The sequence below is a fragment of the Nonomuraea sp. NPDC005730 genome, from assembly GCF_040630865.1.
Lineage (GTDB): Bacteria > Actinomycetota > Actinomycetes > Streptosporangiales > Streptosporangiaceae > Nonomuraea.
On sequence record NZ_JBEXYK010000011.1, the window covers coordinates 176,521 to 195,203 of the forward strand.

The window sequence follows — 18,683 nt, forward strand, 5'->3', positions numbered from 1 at the left end:
GCGCGCGGACCCGGCCGCCCGGTCCTAGCCGAGCGCGTCGACCAGCTTCTTGCGCTGCTGGGCGCCCAGGCCGCCGAGACGGCGCTTCTCGTCGACGCCGGCCTCCTCCATCAGCGCGGTGGCCTTGGCCGGGCCGACGCCCTTGACGGCGCGCAGGGCCTGGGACACCTTGATCTTCTTGGCGATGTCGTCGTCGCGCTCCAGGAGCTGGGCGAAGGTCAGCTCGCCCGCCTTGACCTTGGCGAGCAGGGCCGTGCGGGCCGCGCGGGCCTCGGCCGCCTTCGCCAGAGCCGCCTGACGCTGCTCGGGGGTGAGAGTGGGAAGTGCCATCTCGTTCTCTCCTCGGGGAGTTGGGTTCGGGAAACTGTTTCCCGTGGTGCAGTGGCTAATCATGGCGGATACCAGCGGTTCGTGTTGCGGAAAGCGCCCGCTCAACGGGTCCGCCACACCAGGGCGGCCGCTTCGGCGCACGCCACGTCCTGGCTGATCGTGCCGCCGCTGACCCCCACGCCGCCGGCCACCCGTTCCCCTTCGCCGTTGTCCGCCCAGAGGGGGATACCACCCCCGAAACAGACGAATCTGTCACTAGTCAGACCGAAGAGCTCCCCGCCCGGCGCCACCAGCGGAGCCAGGTCCGCGGTAGCCGCGCGAAGGGCCACCGACGTGTACGCCTTGCCCGGCGCGAGCACCGGCCCGGCGATCTCCGCACCCGCCATACGCTGGAAAGACACCAGATGTCCGCCCGCGTCCACGACCGCCACCGAGACCAGCGCGCCCTCCCGGACGGCCTGTTTCAGAGCGGCCTCGGTCATGCGGAGCGCGAGTTCGAGATCCACGCGTTCCCACCCCCGTCGATGATCGTGAGCGCGCCGGGCCCTTCCATCCGTACAGCGCCGGGGAGGGGGGCGCAAGATCGCCTGGTCGGCGTTCGGGTGGCCGGAAGTTATTGCAAGATTTTCCCCTTGAGGGTGGAATGCGTCACATTTCGTGATCCGGGCGTGTCGGCGCCCTGGTCGGGGCCGGTTTCACGCCATCTCTCCAGCCCTTCGGGGGTCAGGAAGGCGTCGAAGACCGACTCCATGGCCCCCACCAGGGCGGCGCGCCAGCCCAGCGCGGCGGCCTCGATCCGGGGCGGACGCTCCCGCCGGATGGCCATCAGCGCGGGCCGGCAGGAGTCCGTCAGGGCCTCTCCCGCGCGCTCCAGCAGCGCGACGCCGTGCCCAGAGAGCGTGACGACCTCGGGGTCGTGCGCGTTGACCAGGGCGGCGATGCCCAGGCCGAGCGCGCGGGCCCCGGCCTCGACCGCCTCCTGGCTGCCGGCCAGCACCTCCTCCGCCTGCGCGCGGCCCCGGCCACCGCCGTGGGCCAGGCCCACGTGGCGCAGCAGCGCGTTCGCGCCCACCTCCTGGCCCCAGCAGCCGGCCGCGCCGCACGCGCACGGCCGGTCGCCGCCGCCCAGCGGCATGTGGCCGAACTCGGCGCCAGGGCCGCTCGCGCCGTCCAGCGGCCGGCCGTCCACGACGAGGACGCCGCCGAGGTCGAAGTCCACGTGCAGGTGCAGGCCCACCCGTACGCCGCGCAGCCGTCCCCGCCTGGCCTCGGCCAGCGCGGCCAGGCCCGTGTCGTTGCCGACCAGGACGGGGTCCGGGCCGGCCGGCCGCCACGCGAGGCCCAGCAGCCGGGGCACGTCCACCGACCGCCAGCCCAGGTGGGCGATGTCCACCAGCCCGTCGTGCCGGACCGGGCCGGCGAGGGCCACCCCGAGGCCGACCACCCGCCGCGACAGGTGGTCGGCCACCGCCTGGCCGAGCGAGGCCAGGGCGCCTTCCGGGGTGCCGTCGTGCGGCTGGACCTCCAGCACGCTCGTCCGTCCGCCCAGCTCGCACGCCGCCAGCTCCCAGGCGTCCTCGCGCACGTCGGCCGCCAGGGCCAGCGGGCCCATCGGGTGGGGGCCGGGCACCTGCGTCGGCCGTCCCCTGGTGTGCCCGGCGGCGGGCTCCTCGTGCAGCAGGGCGTCCTCGGCCAGGCCGGCGACGAGCACCGACGCCGTGCCCCTGGCCAGGTTGAGATCGCGGGTGAGCTGCGACCTGGTACGGGTCGCCGCGCAGTCGTGCACCGCGCGCAGCAGCCGGACCCGGTTGTGCGCGCGAAGTTCGCCGCTCGTCGTAGCACTTTTCACAACTCCCAGCTTATGCTCTAGGCGTGAACAAAAGCCTCATTGATGCCAGACGGGCACGTGTCGGAGTCTTCGGTCTCTTCTCCCTCAGCGGATTCGTGATGGGTCTGTGGGCGGCCGGCCTGCCCTCGTTGAACGACCGCCTCGGCCTCGGCGCCGCCAGGCTGGGCACCGTCCTGTTGCTGATCTCCGGCGGCGCCCTCGTGTCGATGCTGGTGGCCGGGCGGCTGGTGGACAGGTGGTCGAGCCGGCAGGTGTGCTGGATCGGCGGGCCGCTGTCGGCCGTGTTGCTCCTCGGGCCCGCGCTGGCCCCCTCGTACGGGTCGCTGATGGCGCTGGCGCTGGCGTTCGGGATGGGGCTGGGGGTGATCGAGGTCGCCATCAACGCCCACTCCGTCGAGGTCGAGCGGGTCTACGGCCGGCCCATCATCTCGGCCTTCCACGGCACGTGGAGCTTGGGCGGGGCGGCCGGGGGCGTGCTGACGTCCCTCGCGCTGCGGGCGTCGATCGACCCGCAGGCGCTGCTGGTGGCGGGGGCGGTCGTCGTCCCGTTCCTGTACCTGCTGGCCTGCCGTGTGCTCCTGCCCGACGCCGCCCGGCAGGCCGGCGAGGAGGCGGCCGGCGGCGAGGGCGGCGGCACGCTGAAGTGGGCGCTGATCGCGCTGCTCGGGGTGGCGGCCTTCGCCGGGCACCTGAGCGAGGGCGCCGCCATCGACTGGGCCGCCCTGCACGCCCGGTGGGTGCTGCACACCGACCCGGCCGACGCGCCCCTGGCCTACACGATCTTCTCGGTCGCGATGACGACCGTCCGCCTGCTCGGCGACCCGATCAGGGCCAGGCTCGGCTCGGTGCGCACGATCCAGCTCGCCGGCGCTTTCGCCACCCTCGGGTACGTCCTGGTGCTCGCCGCCCCGGCGCTCGGCGGGCCGCTGCGCGTGGTGTGCGCGTGGACCGGCTGGGCGCTGGCGGGCGTGGGGCTGGCCACGGTCGTGCCGGTGCTGTTCAGCGCGGTCGGCGCGGCGGGCGGCCCGGTGGGCCGCGCCCTGGCCATGGTGACGGCGTTCGGCTACAGCGGGTTGCTGCTCGGCCCGGCGGTCCTCGGGTACGTGGCCGAGGCCACCGGGTCGCTGCCGGTCGCCCTGATCATCCCGGCCGTCCTGGCCGCCGTCGTCGCGCTCAGCGGCGCTCCGGGGATCCGCCTGCTCACCCGGCAGTCGCCGCCCGTGCCCGTCCCCGCCGAACGTTCCGCGTAACCGCCGGGCTCTTCGTGTGGCCGCGGCTCGCGGAGGCCGTCCGCGGCCTGGAGCGTTCTGAAGTGTCCTGGCGCGCCCGTTTCCCCGAGCCCGGGGGAGCGGGCGCTCTTCTTTCGCCCATATGCCCGCTGACCTGGTGTTATGGGATCGTGACTTGACCCGGAAGTTAGGGCCCGGTTTCATGTGCGAAACACGGTAAACGTTTACAGACACTTTCCCGTAAACGTTTACCTTCTCGGAAGGACAGCCTTGGCCGACGGACCCACGATCACCACGATCGCCGAGCGCGCCGGTGTCTCGATCGCCTCCGTCTCGCGGGTCCTCAACGGCCTGCCGACCAGGCAGGAGACCGTGCGCAAGGTGATGGCCGCCGCCGACGAGCTGGGCTACGTGCGCAACGCCGTGGCCAGGTCGCTCAAGTCCCGGCGCACCCACCAGGTCGCCTTCGCCATGGCCGACGTCGGCAACCCCGCCTACCTGGCGATGCTGCGCCAGATCCAGCCGGTGCTCAAGGCGGCCGGCTACCGGCTCGTCCTGCACTCGACCGACGCCGTCGTGGCCGACGAGATCGACGTGCTGCACAGCCTGGGCGAGCGCTACGTGGACGGGCTGATCATGAGCCCGCTCCGGGTCACCGACGCCCACCTGCAGATGCTGGCCGCGGCCAGGGCTCCCGTCGTCATCATCGGCACGGTGCCGGAGGGCACGCCGGTGGACAACGTACGGGCCGACTCGCGCACCGGCGTCAAGCTCGCCGTCGACCACCTGCACGCGCTCGGACGCCGGCGGATCGCGCTGGTCAACGGCCCGCCCGACACCTGGCCCGGCGCCTCGCGCGGCGCGGCCTACCGCGAGGCGCTCCAGCAGCTCGGCCTGCCCTACGACGACGACCTGGTCCAGATCGGCGACTTCTACCGCGCGCAAGGGGGCCGCGCGGTGGCCGAGCTGCTGGACCGGGCGCCCGACGTCGACGCGCTGATGTGCGCCAACGACCTGATCGCGCTCGGCGCCCTCGACGTGCTGCGCGCCGCGGGCCGCCGGGTGCCCGAGGACGTGGCGGTGGTCGGCATGGACGACACCGACCTGGCCGCCGCGTCCTGGCCGTCGTTGTCGAGCGTCTCGCTCGGCTCGGCCGAACGCGGCAAGGCAGCCGCCGAGCTGCTGCTCGACCGGCTGAACGGCGACGACGCCGCGCCACGCGTGATCACCGTTCCGCCGCGCCTGGTGGTGCGGGCCTCGACGGCGGGCGAGACCTACGGACATGAGGGAGGCAGGACGTGACCGCGACCGTGACGACGGCGGCACCGCCCCGGCGCCCGCCTTCCCGGCGGCGTCCCAAGTCGCGCGGCAACCGCGAGATGTGGCTGCTCATGCTGCCCGCGCTGGTGCCCGTCGCGCTGTTCAGCGTCGGCCCGCTGCTGTACGGCATCGGCCTGGCCTTCACCGACGCCCGCAACACGCGCGTCCACGAGACCAGCTTCGTCGGCCTGGAGAACTTCGGCCGGCTGCTCACCGACGACGACTTCTGGGCCTCCTTCCGGATCGGCGCGATCTGGTCGGTCTCGGTGACCGTGCTGCAGTTCCTGGCCGCGCTCGGCCTGGCGGTGCTGCTCAACCAGAACCTGCGCTTCAGGACCCTGGCCCGGGTGCTCGCGGTGGTGCCGTGGGCGATGCCGCCGGTGGTCATCGGCCTGATGTGGAAGCTCGTCTACCACCCCGACGCGGGCATCCTGAACAGCCTGCTCGGCACGCACGTCAACTGGCTGGCCGACTTCTCGCTCGCGCTGCCCGCGATCATCGTGGTGGGCGTCTGGACCGGCATGCCGCAGACCACCGTGGTCCTGCTCGCCGGCCTCCAGGGCATCCCGAAGGAGCTCTACGAGGCGGGCGAGGTCGACGGCGCCGGCCGCTGGCGGCGGTTCTGGAGCATCACGCTCCCGCAGCTGCGCCCGGTGATCGTGTCGATCACCTCGCTCGACTTCGTCTGGAACATCAACCAGTTCGGCCTGGTCTACGTGCTCACCCAGGGCGGGCCCGGCGGCCAGACCCGGCTGCCGATGTTGTTCGCCTACGAGGAGGCGTTCCGCTACCGGATGGCCGGATACGCCTCGATGCTCGGCCTGGCCATGGCGATCGTCGTGCTCACGGTGCTCGGCCTGTACCTGTGGCGCCAGATGAGGGAGACCCGATGAGACGCGCCCCGCAGTACCTCGCGCTGGTCGCCTACATCGTCTTCCTGGCGTTCCCGCTGTTCTGGCTGCTGTCGACGGCGCTGAAGACGCCCCAGGAGATGGCGCTCGCCGACCCGACGTGGATCCCGCGCGAGCCGACCCTGTCCAACTTCTCCGACGCCTTCGGCGAGCAGGACCTGATCGGCGCGGCCGGCCGCAGCCTGGTGGTGGCGCTGTTCAGCAGCGTGATCACCGTGCTGATCTCGCTGCCGGCCTCGTACGCCATGGCCCGCTACCGCAGCCTGCTCAACAAGGTCGCGATCGGGTGGGTGCTGGTCAGCCAGGTCTTCCCGTTCATCCTGATCATCATCCCGCTCTTCATGATCCTGCGGGATCTGGAGCTGGTGAACACCCTGCCGGGGCTCGTCGTCGTGCACGTGACGTTCACGCTGCCGTTCGCGCTGTGGATGCTCCAGGGCTACGTGCGGGCCGTGCCGCGCGAGCTGGAGGAGGCCGCGGCCGTCGACGGCGCGACCCGGCTGCGCTCGATCGCCAGCGTGGTGGCGCCGCTGCTCGCGCCCGGCGTGGTGGCCACGCTGCTGTTCTCTTTCATCTCGTCGTGGAACGAGTTCCTGTTCGCGCTCGTGATCCTCCAGGACCCCGACGTGATGACACTCCCGCTCACGCTGGTGCGGTTCACCGGCCCCGAGGGGGTGGCCAGGCTCGGCCCGCTGGCCGCGGCGTCGCTCATGGCGACGATCCCGAGCCTGATCTTCTTCGCAATCATTCAGCGGCGACTGAAGTCCGGCCTGATGGCCGGCGCCGTGAAGGGCTAGTAGGAGGCTCATATGCGAATCAAGTCCGCATTGGCGGCGGCGGCCGTCGTCGCGTTCGCCGCCGCGTGTGGCAGCAGCGGAGGAGGGGGCGGTGGAGAGGCCGCCTCGTCCGGCGAGCCGGTGAAGCTCAACTTCCTCAGCCTGGCCTGGCAGAAGGAGTCCGTCGCGGCCAACAAGCAGATCGTCGACGAGTGGAACAAGGCCAACCCCAAGACCCAGGTCACCTACGTGCAGGGCAGCTGGGACAACGTCAACGACCAGCTCGTCACCCAGTTCGCCGGCGGCACCGCGCCCGACGTGATCCACAACGACTCGCCGGCGCTGGCCGGGTTCGCCTCCGACGGCTACCTGCTCGACCTGACGAGCAAGCTGCCCGCCGAGCTCAAGGGCGACATCCCGCAGTCCGCCTGGGACACCGTCACCTTCAACGGCGGCAAGGGCGAGCAGGGGATCTACGGCGTGCCGTTCCTGCAGGAGTCGCAGGTCATCATCGCCAACAAGAAGCTCCTGGACGCCTCCAAGGTGCGCGTCCCCACCGCGGACAACCCGTGGACCTGGGACGAGTTCTCCGAGGCCGCCAAGAAGATGACCAAGGGCGGCACGTTCGGCGTGGCCTGGCCGATGAAGTCGCCGGTCAACAAGACGCTCAACCTGGCGCTCAACTTCGGCGGCACGTTCTTCCAGACCGCCGAGGGCAAGACCACGGTCAAGGTCGGGCCGGAGGAGCGTGAGGTGCTGCAGCGCATCCACGACCAGCTCTACAAGGACAAGTCCGCCGACCCGGCCGCGCTCGGCCAGGGCACCGCCGACCCGCTGCCCACCTTCTACAAGGGCAAGTTCGCGCTGCTGCCGGCCGGCGTCTACCTGCGCCAGCAGGTCGCCGAGCAGGCCCCGGACGACTTCGACTGGGTGACGCTGCCCGCGCCGAAGGGCACCAGCGCCCAGCAGGGCGCGGTCTCGCAGACGCTGTCGATCGCCCAGGACAGCAAGCACCCGGACGAGGCCATGAAGTTCATCTCGTTCTTCCTCAACGGCGCCAACCAGGCCAAGCTCGCCAAGGGCGACTGGCTGCTGCCGACCTCGCAGACGGCCGCCGCCGACCCGGCGATGACCACCCAGGACAACGGCTGGGACGTCGCCACCGCCTCCGCCAAGAACCTGGTCGTGGCCCCGTTCCTGAAGGTGAACGGCTTCGACGAGTGGAAGAGCAAGGTCGCCACGCCGGTCCTCCAGGAGTACTTCGCCAATAAGATCACCCTCGACGACGCGGCCAAGCGGCTCGTCGAGGACGGCAACCAGGTCTTGGAGCGGTACCAGCAGTGACTCATCGCCTGAGGGCCCGGGGGTGTCTGCTCGGCCTGGCGGCCGGCGACGCCCTCGGCGCCCCCGCCGAGAACCTGTCGCCGTCGGAGATCCGGCGGCGGTGGGGCCGGCTCACCGAGATCGAGGGCGGCGGCACCGACGACACCGAGTACGCCATCTTCGCCGCCTCGCTGCTCGTCCGGCACGGGCACGGCCTGACCGCGGCCGACGTCGCGCGGGCGTACCGGCAGGAGATCATCCCGTCGGTGACCGGGCCGATGCGCGGCGCCGGCTTCTCCGAGCTGGGCACGATCGAAGCGCTCCGCCGGGGGCTGGAGCCGCCGCTGACCGGGCGTGTCCACCAGCACGGCTGGTCCGACGGGCTGGCCATGCGGGCGGCGCCGTACGGGATCTTCTGCCCCGGCGACCCGGCCGAGGCCGCCCGCCTCATCGAGCAGGACGGGCTGGTCAGCGGGTCGGGCGAGGGCATACTCGGCGGCCGCGCGGTCGCCGGGGCGGTGGCCGCCGCCATGGCGGGCGGCACGCCCGCCGAGGCCGTGGAGGCCGCGCTGTCGGTGATCCCCGCCGACTCCTGGACGGCCCGCGCCGTCGTCCGGGCGCGCGACGTGGCCGCCAAGGGCACGCCGGCCGAGCCGGACCTCGTCGAGGCGCTGCACGAGGCCGTCGTGGTCCGGCACTACCCCTGGACCGACCTCGCGCCCGAGGCCGTCGCGCTGGCGCTGGGCGCCGTCCTGGCGGGCGGCGGCGAGGTGGAGGCGACGGTGACGTTCGGGGTCAGCCTGGGCAGGGACGCCGACACGATCGGCGCCATCGCCGGCGCGGTCGCCGGCGCCATCCAGGGAGAACAGGGCGTGCCCGGACGATGGGCGGCCCGGATCGGCCCGGTGAGCGGGAAATGCCTGCCCGTCGTGGCCGGAAGACACGTGCTGGACGTCGCCGACGAACTGGCGGAAGGACTGTAGATCATCATGTCGGGGGACAGAATCAGGGGGGCCTTCATCGGGCTCGCCGTGGGCGACGCCGTCGGCTGGCCCGCGGCCAGGCACCGCGCCGCCCTGCACGCGCCCTGGAGCCGGCGCCTGCACCGCGAGCTGGACGCCTTCGCCGAGGAGCACCGGGTCACCACGCTGCCGGTGCCGTTCGCGCTCAACCAGCCGATCGCGCCGCTGGCCGTCGGGCCGTCCGACGACGCCGAATGGCTGGCCTGGACGCTGCTGACGATCGACCGGCCGCGGGCCGCGGCGTTCCGGGAGCTGACCGGCGTCCGGGCGCGCATCTCGGTGGCCACCGCGCTGGACAACCTGGCCAGGGGCGTCGAGCCGCCGGCCTCCGGGCACGACAACCCCCACCACTTCGACGACGCCGCCGCCGTCCGGGCGGTCGCGTTCGGGGCGCTGGGGAGGGACCCGACCGAGGACGCCCAGGTCACCAACGCGGGCGACGGCCTGCTCGGCGCCCAGGCCATGGCCGCCGCCGTGGCCGCGGCGGTCGCCTCGGGCTCGGTGGGCCAGGCCGTGGCGGCGGCGCTCGCCGTCCTGCCCGCCGACACCGCCATCGGGCACAACGCCCGGGTGGCGCTGGCCGCGGCGCGCGAGGCCGGCGACCCGTTCGGCGCGGTGCCCGCGCTGGACGCCGCGCTGCTCGACCACGTCTACAGCTACGGCGTGGGCGCCGCCCAGACGGTGCCCGTCGCCCTGGCGCTGGCCGAGGCGGCGGGGGGCGACCTGGCCCGCGCCGTCCCGGCCGCCGCCTGCCTGTCGGCGCTCGCCGACTCGGCGCCGGCGCTGACCGGCGCGCTGGCGGGGGCCGCCGGCGGGTACGGCGCGATCCCGGAGGGGTGGCTCGCGCCGGCCCGCACGCTGGCGGGCTGCTGCCTGCCGGAGCTGGCGGGCAAGGATCTGATCGAACTGACGAAGGGAATCGCATGACGCCGCTTGAGGACAGGGCCACTGGCTGCGTGGCGGGGGCGGCGGTCGGTGACGCGCTGGGCGGCGCCACCGAGGGCTGGACTCCCGAACAGATCGTGGAGCGGTACGGGGGCCGGGTCGAGGGCATCGTGCCGCCGTACAACGAGGACTGGCGCAACGCCCGGCCGATCGCGCCGTACCACAAGGGCGACGGGCACATCACCGACGACACCCTGATGACGCACGCCCTGATCCGCGTGTACGAGAAGGCCGGCGGGCACCTGGGGGCGTACGCCATGGCCGACCACCTCGTCCCGGAGCTGATGGGCGAGCGGCGGTGGATCCCCGAGCTGGAGGCCGAGGCGCTGCCGCTGCAGCGGATCTTCCTGGCCGAGAAGTGGATCGTGGCCCGCCTGCACTACGGGCACGTCGACCCGCGCGAGGCCGGCGTCGGCAACATCGTCAACTGCGGCGCGGCCATGTACGTCGCGCCCGTCGGCATCGTCAACGCCGCCGACCCCGACGCCGCCTACGCCGAGGCCGTCGACCTGGCCGGGGCCCACCAGTCCAGCTACGGACGCGAGGCCGCCGGCGTGATGGCCGCCGCCGTCGCCGAGGCCATGCGGCCGGGCGCCACGGTCGACTCCGTGGTCGCCGCCTGCCTGCGCCTGGCCAAGGACGGCACCCGCGCCGCCATCGAGGCGGTCTGCGAGGCCGCGGCCGGCGTCGGCCACTGGGACGGCTCCTTCGAGGTGCTGCGCGCCGCCGTACGGCCCTTCGACACGGTCGCCGACACCTACCGCGACCAGGGGCTCGGCGCGCGCCGGCCGAGCCGGGTGCACAGTATCGAGGAGCTGCCGCTGGCGCTGGGATTCCTGGTCGCGGCCAAGGGCGACTTCCGCGACACCGTGCTCGGCGGCGTGAACTACGGCCGCGACGCCGACTCGATCGCCTCCATGGGCGGAGCGATCGCGGGCGCCCTCGGGGGGCTGTCCGCGGTGCCCGCGCAGTGGGTGGAGCAGGTCGGGGCGGCCAGCCGTACCGACCTGGTGGCGCCCGGCCTGGCCATCGCCGAGGTGGCGCGCCGGGTGCACGCCGACGACCTGGCGCGGCGGCGCGCCCACGAGGCCGCCTTCGCCGAGCTGGACGCTCGATGATCAGGCTCACCTGGGTCCAGCCGGAGGACCTGGTCGGCCACGAGCTGCGCCAGGCCGGCGAGGACGGCAGGGGCGACCTGCCGCAGGTGCGCGAGCTGGCCGGGCGGTGGCACGCGGCGGGCGGCCACGACGCGCCGCCGCGCGCCGGCGCCTCCGAGGCCGCCGCGGCCCGGCTGCGTCCCCTGGCCGAGAGCCTGCTGGACGAGCTGGCCGCGATCCCCTCGCCGCTGGCCGAGCCCTCCGACCTGGACGCCATCGTCGCCGCCTGCCCCGACTGGCCGTCGGCCGGGACCGCGGCGAAGGCGGACCCGGCGCGGCTGCTGGGCGCCTGGCAGGGACGGGCGGCCGGATGCGTGCTGGGCAAGCCGGTGGAGAAGATCCCGCGCGAGGGCATCAGGCAGATCGCCGAGGCCACCGGCAACTGGCCCGTCACCGGCTGGTTCACCGCCGAGGGCCTGCCGGAGGAGATCGCGCGCAGGTGGCCGTGGAACCGGCGCAGCGCGGTCAACTCCCTGGCCGAGAACGTCGACGGCATCCCCGAGGACGACGACCTCAACTACCCGCTGCTGGCGCTGTCCGTCCTGGAGCGCCACGGCCGCGGCTTCACCACCGAGGACGTCGCCAGGCTGTGGCTGGACGAGCTGCCGGCCGGCCGCACGTTCACCGCCGAGCGGGTCGCCTACCGCAACCTGCTCGACGGCTTCGAGCCGCCGGAGACGGCCACCCGCCGCAACCCGTTCCGCGAGTGGATCGGCGCCTTCATCAGGACGGACGTCTACGGCTGGGCCAACCCCGGCGACCCCGCCACGGCCGCCGAGCTGGCCTGGCGCGACGCCCGGCTGACCCACACGGCCAACGGGATCTACGGCGCGATGTTCGTCGCGGCCATGTGCGCCGCCTCCCTGGTCGCCGGCTCGGCGCGGGAGGCCGTCGAGGCGGGCCTGTCGGTCGTGCCGCGCGGCTCCCGCCTGCACGAGGCGGTCGGCCTGGCGGTCGCCGACGCCGCCCGCGAGCCGGACTTCGAGCGTGTCATCGACCTGCTGCACCAGCGGCATGGCACGCTGCACTGGGTGCACACGATCAACAACGCCGCGCTGGTCGCCGCCACGCTGATCCACGGCGCGGGCGACTTCACCGCCACGATCTCGGGCGCGGTCGCCGGCGGCTGGGACACCGACTCGGCCGGGGCCACGGCGGGGTCCGTGGCGGGTGCGCTGAACGGCGGCGTACCGGACCGCTGGCTCATGCGCGACAGCCTGGCCAGCAGCCTGACCGGCTTCGACGGGGTGGGGCTCGGCGAACTGGCGCGACGTACTCAGGAGATGATGGCCTCATGATCTCGGTTTTCGGCAGCGCCAACATGGACCTCGTCGCGTACGTCTCCCAAGCCCCCAAACGGGGCGAGACGGTCACCGGTCACCGGTTCCGGACCGTGCCCGGCGGCAAGGGCGCCAACCAGGCCATCGCCGCGGCCCGCGCCGGCGCGCAGGTGGCCTTCCTCGGCGCGGTCGGCGACGACGCCTTCGGGGCCGAGATGCGCTCCACCCTGGCCGAGGCCGGCGTGGACGTCCGCGGCCTGCGCCAGGTGCCCGGCCCCAGCGGCATCGCGCACATCGTGGTCGACGACGCCGGCGGCAACTCAATCATCGTCGTGCCCGGCGCGAACGGCACCGTGACCGGGCCGTCCGGCGGCGACCTGGCCACGATCGCCGGGTCGCGGGCCCTGCTGCTCCAGCTCGAACTGCCCATGGAGGCGGTCGTGGCCGCCGCGGAGGCGGCCCGGGTCTCCGGGGTGCCCGCCGTCCTGACCCCGGCGCCCGCGCAGCCGCTGCCCGACGAGCTGCTCGACGCGGTCACCATGATCGTCCCGAACGAGCACGAGGCCGCCGACATCACCGGCCAGGCCGACCCCGACGCCGCCCTCGACGCGCTGCTCGAACGCGTCGAGGAGGCCGTCATCACGCTGGGCTCGCGGGGCGCGCTCTACGGCTCGCGCTCGGGGGAGCGGCTGCGGGTGCCCGCGATCGAGGTGAAGGCCGTGGACACCACGGCCGCCGGTGACACGTTCGTCGGCGCGCTGGCGGTCGCGCGGGCCGAAGGGCTGGCGCCGGCCGAGGCGCTGCGCTTCGCCTCGGTGGCGGCGGCGTTGTCGGTGCAGCGGGCGGGCGCCAGCACGTCGATGCCGGTCAGGGCCGAGATCGAAGGCGCGCTGCGGGAGCTGTCCTAGCCCGTCCCTTGACGTCCGGCCGGGCGTCAGGGGACGCCGTCTCGGGCAGGTGGGGGCCATGAGCCAGAAGCCCGACGACCTGCCCGCGGCGGTGGGAGGCGTGGACGGGGAGAGCGACGTGGTCGCCGAGCGGTCCGCCTCAGGATCGCCCAGGACCCGCCGCCCGCTGTCCGCGGACCCGCCCGACGAGCAGGAGGAGCCCACCCCGGAGGAGCCGCCCGAGGAGGACGACGAAGGCGAGGACGTCATCCGCCCCGACGCCGGCCCCACCGCCTGACCCACCCGCCTGACCCACCCGCCGCGACCGGCTCCCGGCGGTCACCAGGCGCCGGATTTCGTGTGCAGCCGGGCGAGGGTCTGCTCCAGCTCGGCCTGCAGCAGGTCGCCGGCCGCCGCCGCGTCGCCGTCGCGGACCGCCGCCACCAGCGCGGCGTGCGCGTCGTGCCCCGGGTTGCGGTCGTGCCCGCGCAGCTCCAGCAGCTCCACCATGTCGATCAGCCCCTCCCGCAACGCCGGCGCGAACTCGGCGAACAGGTCCGTGAGCACCGGGTTGCCCGCCGCCGCCACGACCGCCGCGTGCAGCGCGATGTCGGCGTCGACGAACGCCGCGTCGTCCTCGCCCGCCGCCCGCTCGCGGGCCTGGAGCGCCGCCTCCATCGCCGCCACGTCCTCGTCGGTACGCCGGGCCGCCGCCAGCCTGGCCGCCTGGGTCTCGACCACCATGCGGACCTCGTACACGTCGGTGATCGCGGCCCGGCGCAGCCGCGTGGGCCAGTCCTCGGCCGGCTCCGCGGCGATGACGAACACGCCCGAGCCCTGACGCGCCCGCACCAGCCCCGCCCCGGCCAGCGCCCGCAGCGCCTCGCGGACCGTGGACCGGCCCACCCCGAGCGTCTTGGCCAGCGCGTTCTCGCCGGGCAGGCGGGTGCCGACCGGCCAGTGGCCCTCGGTGATCTGCTCGCGCAGGTGCTGGACGGCCTGGTCGACCAGGGGGCTGCGACGGAGGGCGCCGAGCGGCATGCGTACCTCTCAGGTTGTCTGAGGACCTGTGTTGTGGTTAGTGTAGCCGCCATGTCGTCGTACGGTCTCCTTCTTCTCGGCCGCCGCGGCGGGGCCTGACCGGACCGGCACCCCGCCGCGGCGTGCGAGGTGCTGCCGGTCGTCCGACCGCCGAAGAAGGAACGAAGACGTGTACGCATGGAACCGGCAGCGCCCCAGCGCGATGCCCTCACACCGCTACCGGCCCGCCCACGAGCGGGTCGAGGTGCCCCTGACCGGCGAGCGCGCCTGGCCCTCGCGCCGCATCACCGCCGCCCCTCTCTGGGTGCCGGTCGACCTGCGCGACGGCAACCAGGCGCTGGCCGAGCCGATGGACCCGGCGCGCAAGCGCCGCCTGTTCGACCTCCAGGTGCGGATGGGCTTCAAGGAGATCGAGGTCGGCTACCCGTCGGCCAGCAGGCTCGACTTCGACTTCCTCAGGGAGCTGGCCGAGCCCGGCGCGGTGCCCGAGGACGTGACCGTGGTGGCCTTCACCGCCGCCCGGCAGGACCTGATCGAGCGCACCTTCGAGTCGATCCGCGGCCTGCCCGACGTGGTCGTGCACCTCTACACCGCGACCGCGCCCACCTGGCGGAACGTGGTGCTCGGCCACGACCGCGACACCCTGCGCAAGCTCATCCTGGACGCGGCCGGCCAGGTCGCCCGGCTGGCCGACGGGCTCCCGGTGCGCTTCGAGTTCTCGCCCGAGGTGTTCAACCTCACCGAGCCCGACTACGTGCTGGAGGTCTGCAACGACCTGACCGCCCTCTGGGACGCCTCCCCGGACCGCCCGGTGATCCACAACCTGCCGGCGACCGTCGAGATCTCCACCCCCAACGTGTACGCCGACCAGATCGAGTACATGCACCGCCACCTCGACCGCCGCGACTCGGTGATCCTGTCGGTGCACCCGCACAACGACCGCGGCACCGGCGTGGCCTGCGCCGAGCTGGCCGTGCTCGCCGGGGCGCAGCGGGTGGAGGGCTGCCTGTTCGGCAACGGCGAGCGCACCGGCAACGTCGACCTGGTGACCCTCGCGCTCAACCTGCACTCCCAGGGCGTCGACCCGATGATCGACTTCTCCGGCATCGACGAGATCCGGCGCGTCGTCGAGCACTGCAACCGCCTGCCCGTGCACGACCGCCACCCCTACGCCGGCGACCTGGTCTACACCGCCTTCTCCGGCACCCACCAGGACGCCATCGGCAAGGGCCTGGCCCACCACGCCGCGCGGGCCGCCGAGCTGGGCGTGCCGCCGGAGCGGGCGCCGTGGGAGGTGCCGTACCTGCCCATCGACCCGGCCGACGTGGGGCGCGGCTACCAGGCGGTCATCCGGGTCAACAGCCAGTCGGGCAAGGGCGGCATCGCGTACCTGCTGGGCGCCCGCCACGGCCTCGACCTGCCGCGCCGCCTGCAGATCGACTTCTCCGCGGCGGTGCAGCGGGCCACCGACGACAGCGGCGAGGAGATCACCGCCGACGAGTTGTGGGCGCTCTTCCACGCCACCTACATCGCGCCCGGCGAGCGCGCCGGGTTCGCCTCCTGGCGCACGGCCGAGACCGCGCCGGGGACGCACGAGTTCGAGGGCGTCCTGGACTCGGGGCGGGCGCTGCGCGGCACCGGCAACGGGCCGCTGTCCGCGCTGACCGCCGCGCTGGCCGGGGACGGCGTCGAGGTCGACGTCCTGCACTACGCCGAGCACGCCGTGGACCCGGGGACGGGCAGCAGCGCCGTCGCGTACGTGGAGGCCCGGGTCGGTGGAGCGGTCGGCGGCGTGATCGGCTGGGGCGCCGGTCAGGACACCTCCGTGCTCACCGCGTCGGTACGGGCGGTGCTGGCCGCCGTCAACCGGCTCAGTACGTCAGGTACGTGACGCACTCGTCCCGGTACCGCAGGGTCCTCGACCGCAGCTGTCGCGGGTCGGCCAGCACGGCCCGGGAGACCGACGGCACGACGGAGCCGCGTACCGGGGCGAACAGCCGGGCCACGTCGGCGGGTGAGGCGCCCTGCGCGCCGAGCCCCGGCGCCAGGATCGGGCCGTTGAGGTCGGCCAGGGAGTGGTCGAGCGCGGGCAGCGTGGCCCCCATGACCACTCCCACCGGCCCGAACGGCTCGTGGCCCGCGTTGGCCGCGGCGGCCCCGGCGATCACCAGGTCGGCCACCCGCTGCTGCAGCCCGGCCGCCGCCGGGTTGGAGGTACGGGCCAGCACGAAGACGCCGGCGTCGTTGGCCACCGCCGAGGTGATCGCCACCTCCAGCGAGCCGAACCCCAGGTAGGGGCTGAGCGTCACCGCGTCGGCGGCCAGCGGGCTGCCCCGGTCGAGGTAGGCCTCGGCGTAGGCGGCCATCGTGGTGTCGACGTCGCCGCGCTTGGCGTCGAGCAGCACCAGCGTGCCGGCCTCGCGCAGGTCGGCGATGGTGCGTTCCAGGACGGCGATGCCACGGCTGCCCCAGCGCTCGAAGAAGGCCGACTGCGGCTTGACCACGGCGGCCACGTCGCTGATCGTGTCGGCCACCGTGCGGCTGAAGCGCTCGAGGCCGCCCGGTGAGTCGTCGAGGCCCCAGGCGTCGAGCAACGCCGGGCTCGGATCGATGCCCACACAGAGCGGGCCGAATTTGTCCAGCCTGGCACGCAGGCGTGTGCCGAACGACTCGTTCATCTAGGCCCCCTTGCGACCCTAACGCACACTAACCCGCCGCCGCCGGAACCCGGAACGCATCGGCCCCTGATGATATGGCTCGCGGCGCGGGTCTTCCGGAAGCGGGCGCCTGGGTAGATCATGCGGCATGTACGAGATCGCCCAGCGGGTGCTGGTGCTGGAGACCGTGCCGCCGCGCGAGGTGACCGTCGCCGTCGGCATGCCGTACGAGGAGGCGGGGGAGTGGTCGTGCCCGTACCGGGTCGACGGGCTGGCCGGGTGGGAGCACGAGCGCCGGGCGACCGGGCGCGACTCGCTGGAGGCGGTCGAGGTGGCGCTGGCCATGGTACGGGCGGCGCTGGCCGGCTCGCACGAGGCCAAGGAGGGCCTGCTCCAGCCGGACGACGCCCCGCCGGACCGCCAGCTCACCCGGACCGTGTACGTCAGCTGGGACAAGGAACAAGACATCGCCTATATCGCGATGAAGCATGAAATAGTGCCAGGTGAGGCGGTACGGCAGACCGTCTCGGAGGGCGTCGTCCTCGACTACGGCGCCTCGGGCGACCTGCTCGGCCTGGAGCTCCTCAACGCCGCCACCCGCCTGCCCGCCGAGATGCGCCTCTGAGAGCTCCGGACGCGCGGCCGCTCAGCCCGTCAGCAGCCAGCGCCAGCGCGGCAGTTCCAGCACCACGGTGACCACCGCCAGCACCGTGACCACCGCCGCCACGACCGCGTGCCAGGCCACCCACGCCGCCGCCACCGCCACCACGAGCTGGAGGGCGACCAGCCCGACGGTCACGAACCCGGGCACGGCGACCGGCACGCCCCGCTTGTCGCCGGGCGTGGCGAACACCGTCGGCAGCCCGATCAGCACCACGACCGACAACACGGCCTGCCACACCGACCCGGGAAGCAGCGCCCACGGCGCCGCGACCCAGGCGACCAGCTCCGACGCGAACCGGAAGACGGAGGCGACCCGGTCGTCCGGACGCGGCCCGGACCGGGCGAAACGCCCCGAGATGGAGGACACGAGGGCACCCTACTCCTGAGCCCCTCCCGGCCAGGACCTACGGTAGGGGGCGTGACCTCAGCCCCCCCGCCCCGCATCGTGGCCACCGATCTCGACGGCACCCTCCTGACCTCCGCCGGCGTCGTCTCCCCGCGCACCCGGCGGGCCCTGGGCCTGGCCCGCTCCGCCGGAGCGGAGATCGTCTTCGTCACCGCCCGCCCGCCGCGCTCCATCCACGCCATCGCCGGCCAGGCGGGCCTGACCGGCCTGGCGATCTGCAGCAACGGCGCCCTGCTGTACGACCTGGCCGCCGCGGAGATCGTGGCCAGCCGCACGATCGAGCCGCAGGCCGCCAGGAAGGTCGCCGACAGCCTGGCCGCGGCCCTGCCGGGGGCGGCCTTCGCCGTCGAGACCGGCACGGGCGTGCTCACCGAGTCCGGCTACACCAGGCGGGTCGCGCACGACGTGCGGCACTACCGGGAGGTGGTCTCGGCGTGCGAGGCCGGCGAGCCGATCGTCAAGCTGCTGGTGCTCTCGCCCGCGCACACCGTCGACGAGATGTCGACCGTCGCGGCGGCGGCCGTGGGGGAGCTGGCCGAGGTCACCCACTCCGGGGTGCCGGGGCTTCTGGAGGTCAGCGCCCTGGGCGTGACCAAGGCGGGCATGCTGGCCGAGCTGTGCCTGGCGCGCGGGGTCGAGCCCGCCGAGGTGGTGGCGTTCGGCGACATGCCCAACGACCTGGCCGTGCTGGCCTTCGCGGGGGCCGGTTACGCGATGGCCAACGCGCACCCGCTGGTGCTGGCCGCGGCCGGGCACCGTACGTCCTCCAACGACGACGACGGCGTGGCCGAGGTCCTCGAACGCCTCTACGGCTGACCCGGCCGGGGTCCGGCGCCGAACTGGTGCCCGTGGCGCTGCTGTCGGCGCTGATCGCGGTGCAGATGTTC

Annotated in this window: 20 protein-coding genes; 14 read left to right on the forward strand and 6 right to left on the reverse strand. The window is 73.8% G+C overall.

The window, feature by feature from the left end:
* Positions 1 to 24: 24 nt before the first annotated feature.
* The 3 genes from mihF to ABZ444_RS17105 all read right to left on the reverse strand — a co-directional run bounded on the left by mihF (position 25) and on the right by ABZ444_RS17105 (position 2,179).
* Entirely contained in the window at positions 25 to 330 is a 306-nt protein-coding gene (gene mihF, locus ABZ444_RS17095; protein WP_043641121.1) for an integration host factor, actinobacterial type, read from the reverse strand.
* A gap of 101 nt (positions 331 to 431) precedes the next feature.
* Positions 432 to 836, reverse strand: coding sequence for a heme-binding protein (locus tag ABZ444_RS17100; protein WP_357997099.1), 405 nt, complete (start codon positions 834 to 836; stop codon positions 432 to 434).
* Positions 837 to 943: 107 nt separating this feature from the next.
* Positions 944 to 2,179 carry an ROK family protein gene (locus ABZ444_RS17105; RefSeq protein WP_357997102.1) on the reverse strand — a complete coding sequence of 412 codons (1,236 nt, stop codon included), beginning with the start codon at positions 2,177 to 2,179 and terminating at the stop codon, positions 944 to 946.
* A 23-nt stretch (positions 2,180 to 2,202) separates the two neighbouring features.
* On the opposite strand from ABZ444_RS17105, the gene ABZ444_RS17110 reads away from it, so the two are divergent.
* The 11 genes from ABZ444_RS17110 (at position 2,203) to ABZ444_RS17160 (ending at position 13,327) form a co-directional block, all read left to right on the forward strand.
* Positions 2,203 to 3,429, forward strand: coding sequence for an MFS transporter (locus tag ABZ444_RS17110; RefSeq protein WP_357997105.1), 1,227 nt, complete (start codon positions 2,203 to 2,205; stop codon positions 3,427 to 3,429).
* A 249-nt stretch (positions 3,430 to 3,678) separates the two neighbouring features.
* The gene (locus ABZ444_RS17115) at positions 3,679 to 4,710 is read left to right on the forward strand and encodes a LacI family DNA-binding transcriptional regulator (protein ID WP_357997108.1); all 1,032 of its coding nucleotides are present in this window, start codon (positions 3,679 to 3,681) and stop codon (positions 4,708 to 4,710) included.
* Positions 4,707 to 5,621: a sugar ABC transporter permease gene (locus tag ABZ444_RS17120; RefSeq protein WP_357964307.1), complete on the forward strand. Its 915-nt coding sequence runs from the start codon at positions 4,707 to 4,709 to the stop codon at positions 5,619 to 5,621. Before ABZ444_RS17115 ends, ABZ444_RS17120 begins: the two co-directional genes overlap by 4 nt.
* Positions 5,618 to 6,436, forward strand: a complete 819-nt coding sequence (locus ABZ444_RS17125) for a carbohydrate ABC transporter permease (RefSeq protein ID WP_352328137.1) — start codon at positions 5,618 to 5,620, stop codon at positions 6,434 to 6,436. The genes ABZ444_RS17120 and ABZ444_RS17125 overlap by 4 nt, the downstream gene beginning before the upstream one ends.
* A gap of 12 nt (positions 6,437 to 6,448) precedes the next feature.
* Entirely contained in the window at positions 6,449 to 7,759 is a 1,311-nt protein-coding gene (locus tag ABZ444_RS17130) for a sugar ABC transporter substrate-binding protein (protein WP_357997111.1), read from the forward strand.
* Positions 7,756 to 8,721, forward strand: a complete 966-nt coding sequence (locus ABZ444_RS17135; RefSeq protein WP_357997114.1) for an ADP-ribosylglycohydrolase family protein — start codon at positions 7,756 to 7,758, stop codon at positions 8,719 to 8,721. The genes ABZ444_RS17130 and ABZ444_RS17135 overlap by 4 nt, the downstream gene beginning before the upstream one ends.
* Before the next feature lie 6 nt (positions 8,722 to 8,727).
* On the forward strand, positions 8,728 to 9,687 hold the full coding sequence (locus ABZ444_RS17140) for an ADP-ribosylglycohydrolase family protein (protein WP_357997117.1): 960 nt from the start codon (positions 8,728 to 8,730) through the stop codon (positions 9,685 to 9,687).
* Complete coding sequence (locus tag ABZ444_RS17145) at positions 9,684 to 10,823, forward strand: ADP-ribosylglycohydrolase family protein (protein ID WP_357997120.1); 1,140 nt, start codon at positions 9,684 to 9,686, stop codon at positions 10,821 to 10,823. Before ABZ444_RS17140 ends, ABZ444_RS17145 begins: the two co-directional genes overlap by 4 nt.
* The gene (locus tag ABZ444_RS17150) at positions 10,820 to 12,160 is read left to right on the forward strand and encodes an ADP-ribosylglycohydrolase family protein (RefSeq protein WP_357997123.1); all 1,341 of its coding nucleotides are present in this window, start codon (positions 10,820 to 10,822) and stop codon (positions 12,158 to 12,160) included. The genes ABZ444_RS17145 and ABZ444_RS17150 overlap by 4 nt, the downstream gene beginning before the upstream one ends.
* A complete protein-coding gene (gene rbsK / locus ABZ444_RS17155; RefSeq protein WP_357997126.1) occupies positions 12,157 to 13,050 on the forward strand; it encodes a ribokinase in 894 nt (297 codons plus the stop codon). The genes ABZ444_RS17150 and rbsK overlap by 4 nt, the downstream gene beginning before the upstream one ends.
* A 58-nt stretch (positions 13,051 to 13,108) precedes the next feature.
* Complete coding sequence (locus ABZ444_RS17160; RefSeq protein ID WP_357964297.1) at positions 13,109 to 13,327, forward strand: hypothetical protein; 219 nt, start codon at positions 13,109 to 13,111, stop codon at positions 13,325 to 13,327.
* 41 nt (positions 13,328 to 13,368) lie between these two features.
* Here ABZ444_RS17160 and ABZ444_RS17165 read toward each other — a convergent pair whose 3' ends face one another.
* The gene (locus tag ABZ444_RS17165) at positions 13,369 to 14,070 is read right to left on the reverse strand and encodes an FCD domain-containing protein (protein WP_357997129.1); all 702 of its coding nucleotides are present in this window, start codon (positions 14,068 to 14,070) and stop codon (positions 13,369 to 13,371) included.
* 202 nt (positions 14,071 to 14,272) lie between these two features.
* Here ABZ444_RS17165 and leuA point away from each other — a divergent pair, with 202 nt between their 5' ends.
* Positions 14,273 to 15,961, forward strand: a complete 1,689-nt coding sequence (gene leuA / locus ABZ444_RS17170; RefSeq protein WP_357997151.1) for a 2-isopropylmalate synthase — start codon at positions 14,273 to 14,275, stop codon at positions 15,959 to 15,961.
* On the opposite strand, the gene pyrF is transcribed toward leuA, so the two are convergent.
* On the reverse strand, positions 15,942 to 16,748 hold the full coding sequence (gene pyrF, locus ABZ444_RS17175) for an orotidine-5'-phosphate decarboxylase (RefSeq protein WP_357997132.1): 807 nt from the start codon (positions 16,746 to 16,748) through the stop codon (positions 15,942 to 15,944). The genes leuA and pyrF overlap by 20 nt on opposite strands.
* Positions 16,749 to 16,875: 127 nt before the next feature.
* Between pyrF and ABZ444_RS17180 the strand changes: the two genes are divergently transcribed.
* The gene (locus ABZ444_RS17180; protein ID WP_357997135.1) at positions 16,876 to 17,352 is read left to right on the forward strand and encodes a DUF2283 domain-containing protein; all 477 of its coding nucleotides are present in this window, start codon (positions 16,876 to 16,878) and stop codon (positions 17,350 to 17,352) included.
* Positions 17,353 to 17,373: 21 nt separating this feature from the next.
* Here the strand turns inward: ABZ444_RS17180 and ABZ444_RS17185 are convergent, their stop codons facing one another.
* A complete protein-coding gene (locus ABZ444_RS17185; protein WP_357997138.1) occupies positions 17,374 to 17,757 on the reverse strand; it encodes a hypothetical protein in 384 nt (127 codons plus the stop codon).
* Between the two features lie 51 nt (positions 17,758 to 17,808).
* Here ABZ444_RS17185 and ABZ444_RS17190 point away from each other — a divergent pair, with 51 nt between their 5' ends.
* A complete protein-coding gene (locus ABZ444_RS17190) occupies positions 17,809 to 18,612 on the forward strand; it encodes an HAD hydrolase family protein (RefSeq protein ID WP_357997141.1) in 804 nt (267 codons plus the stop codon).
* Positions 18,613 to 18,683: the final 71 nt, after the last annotated feature.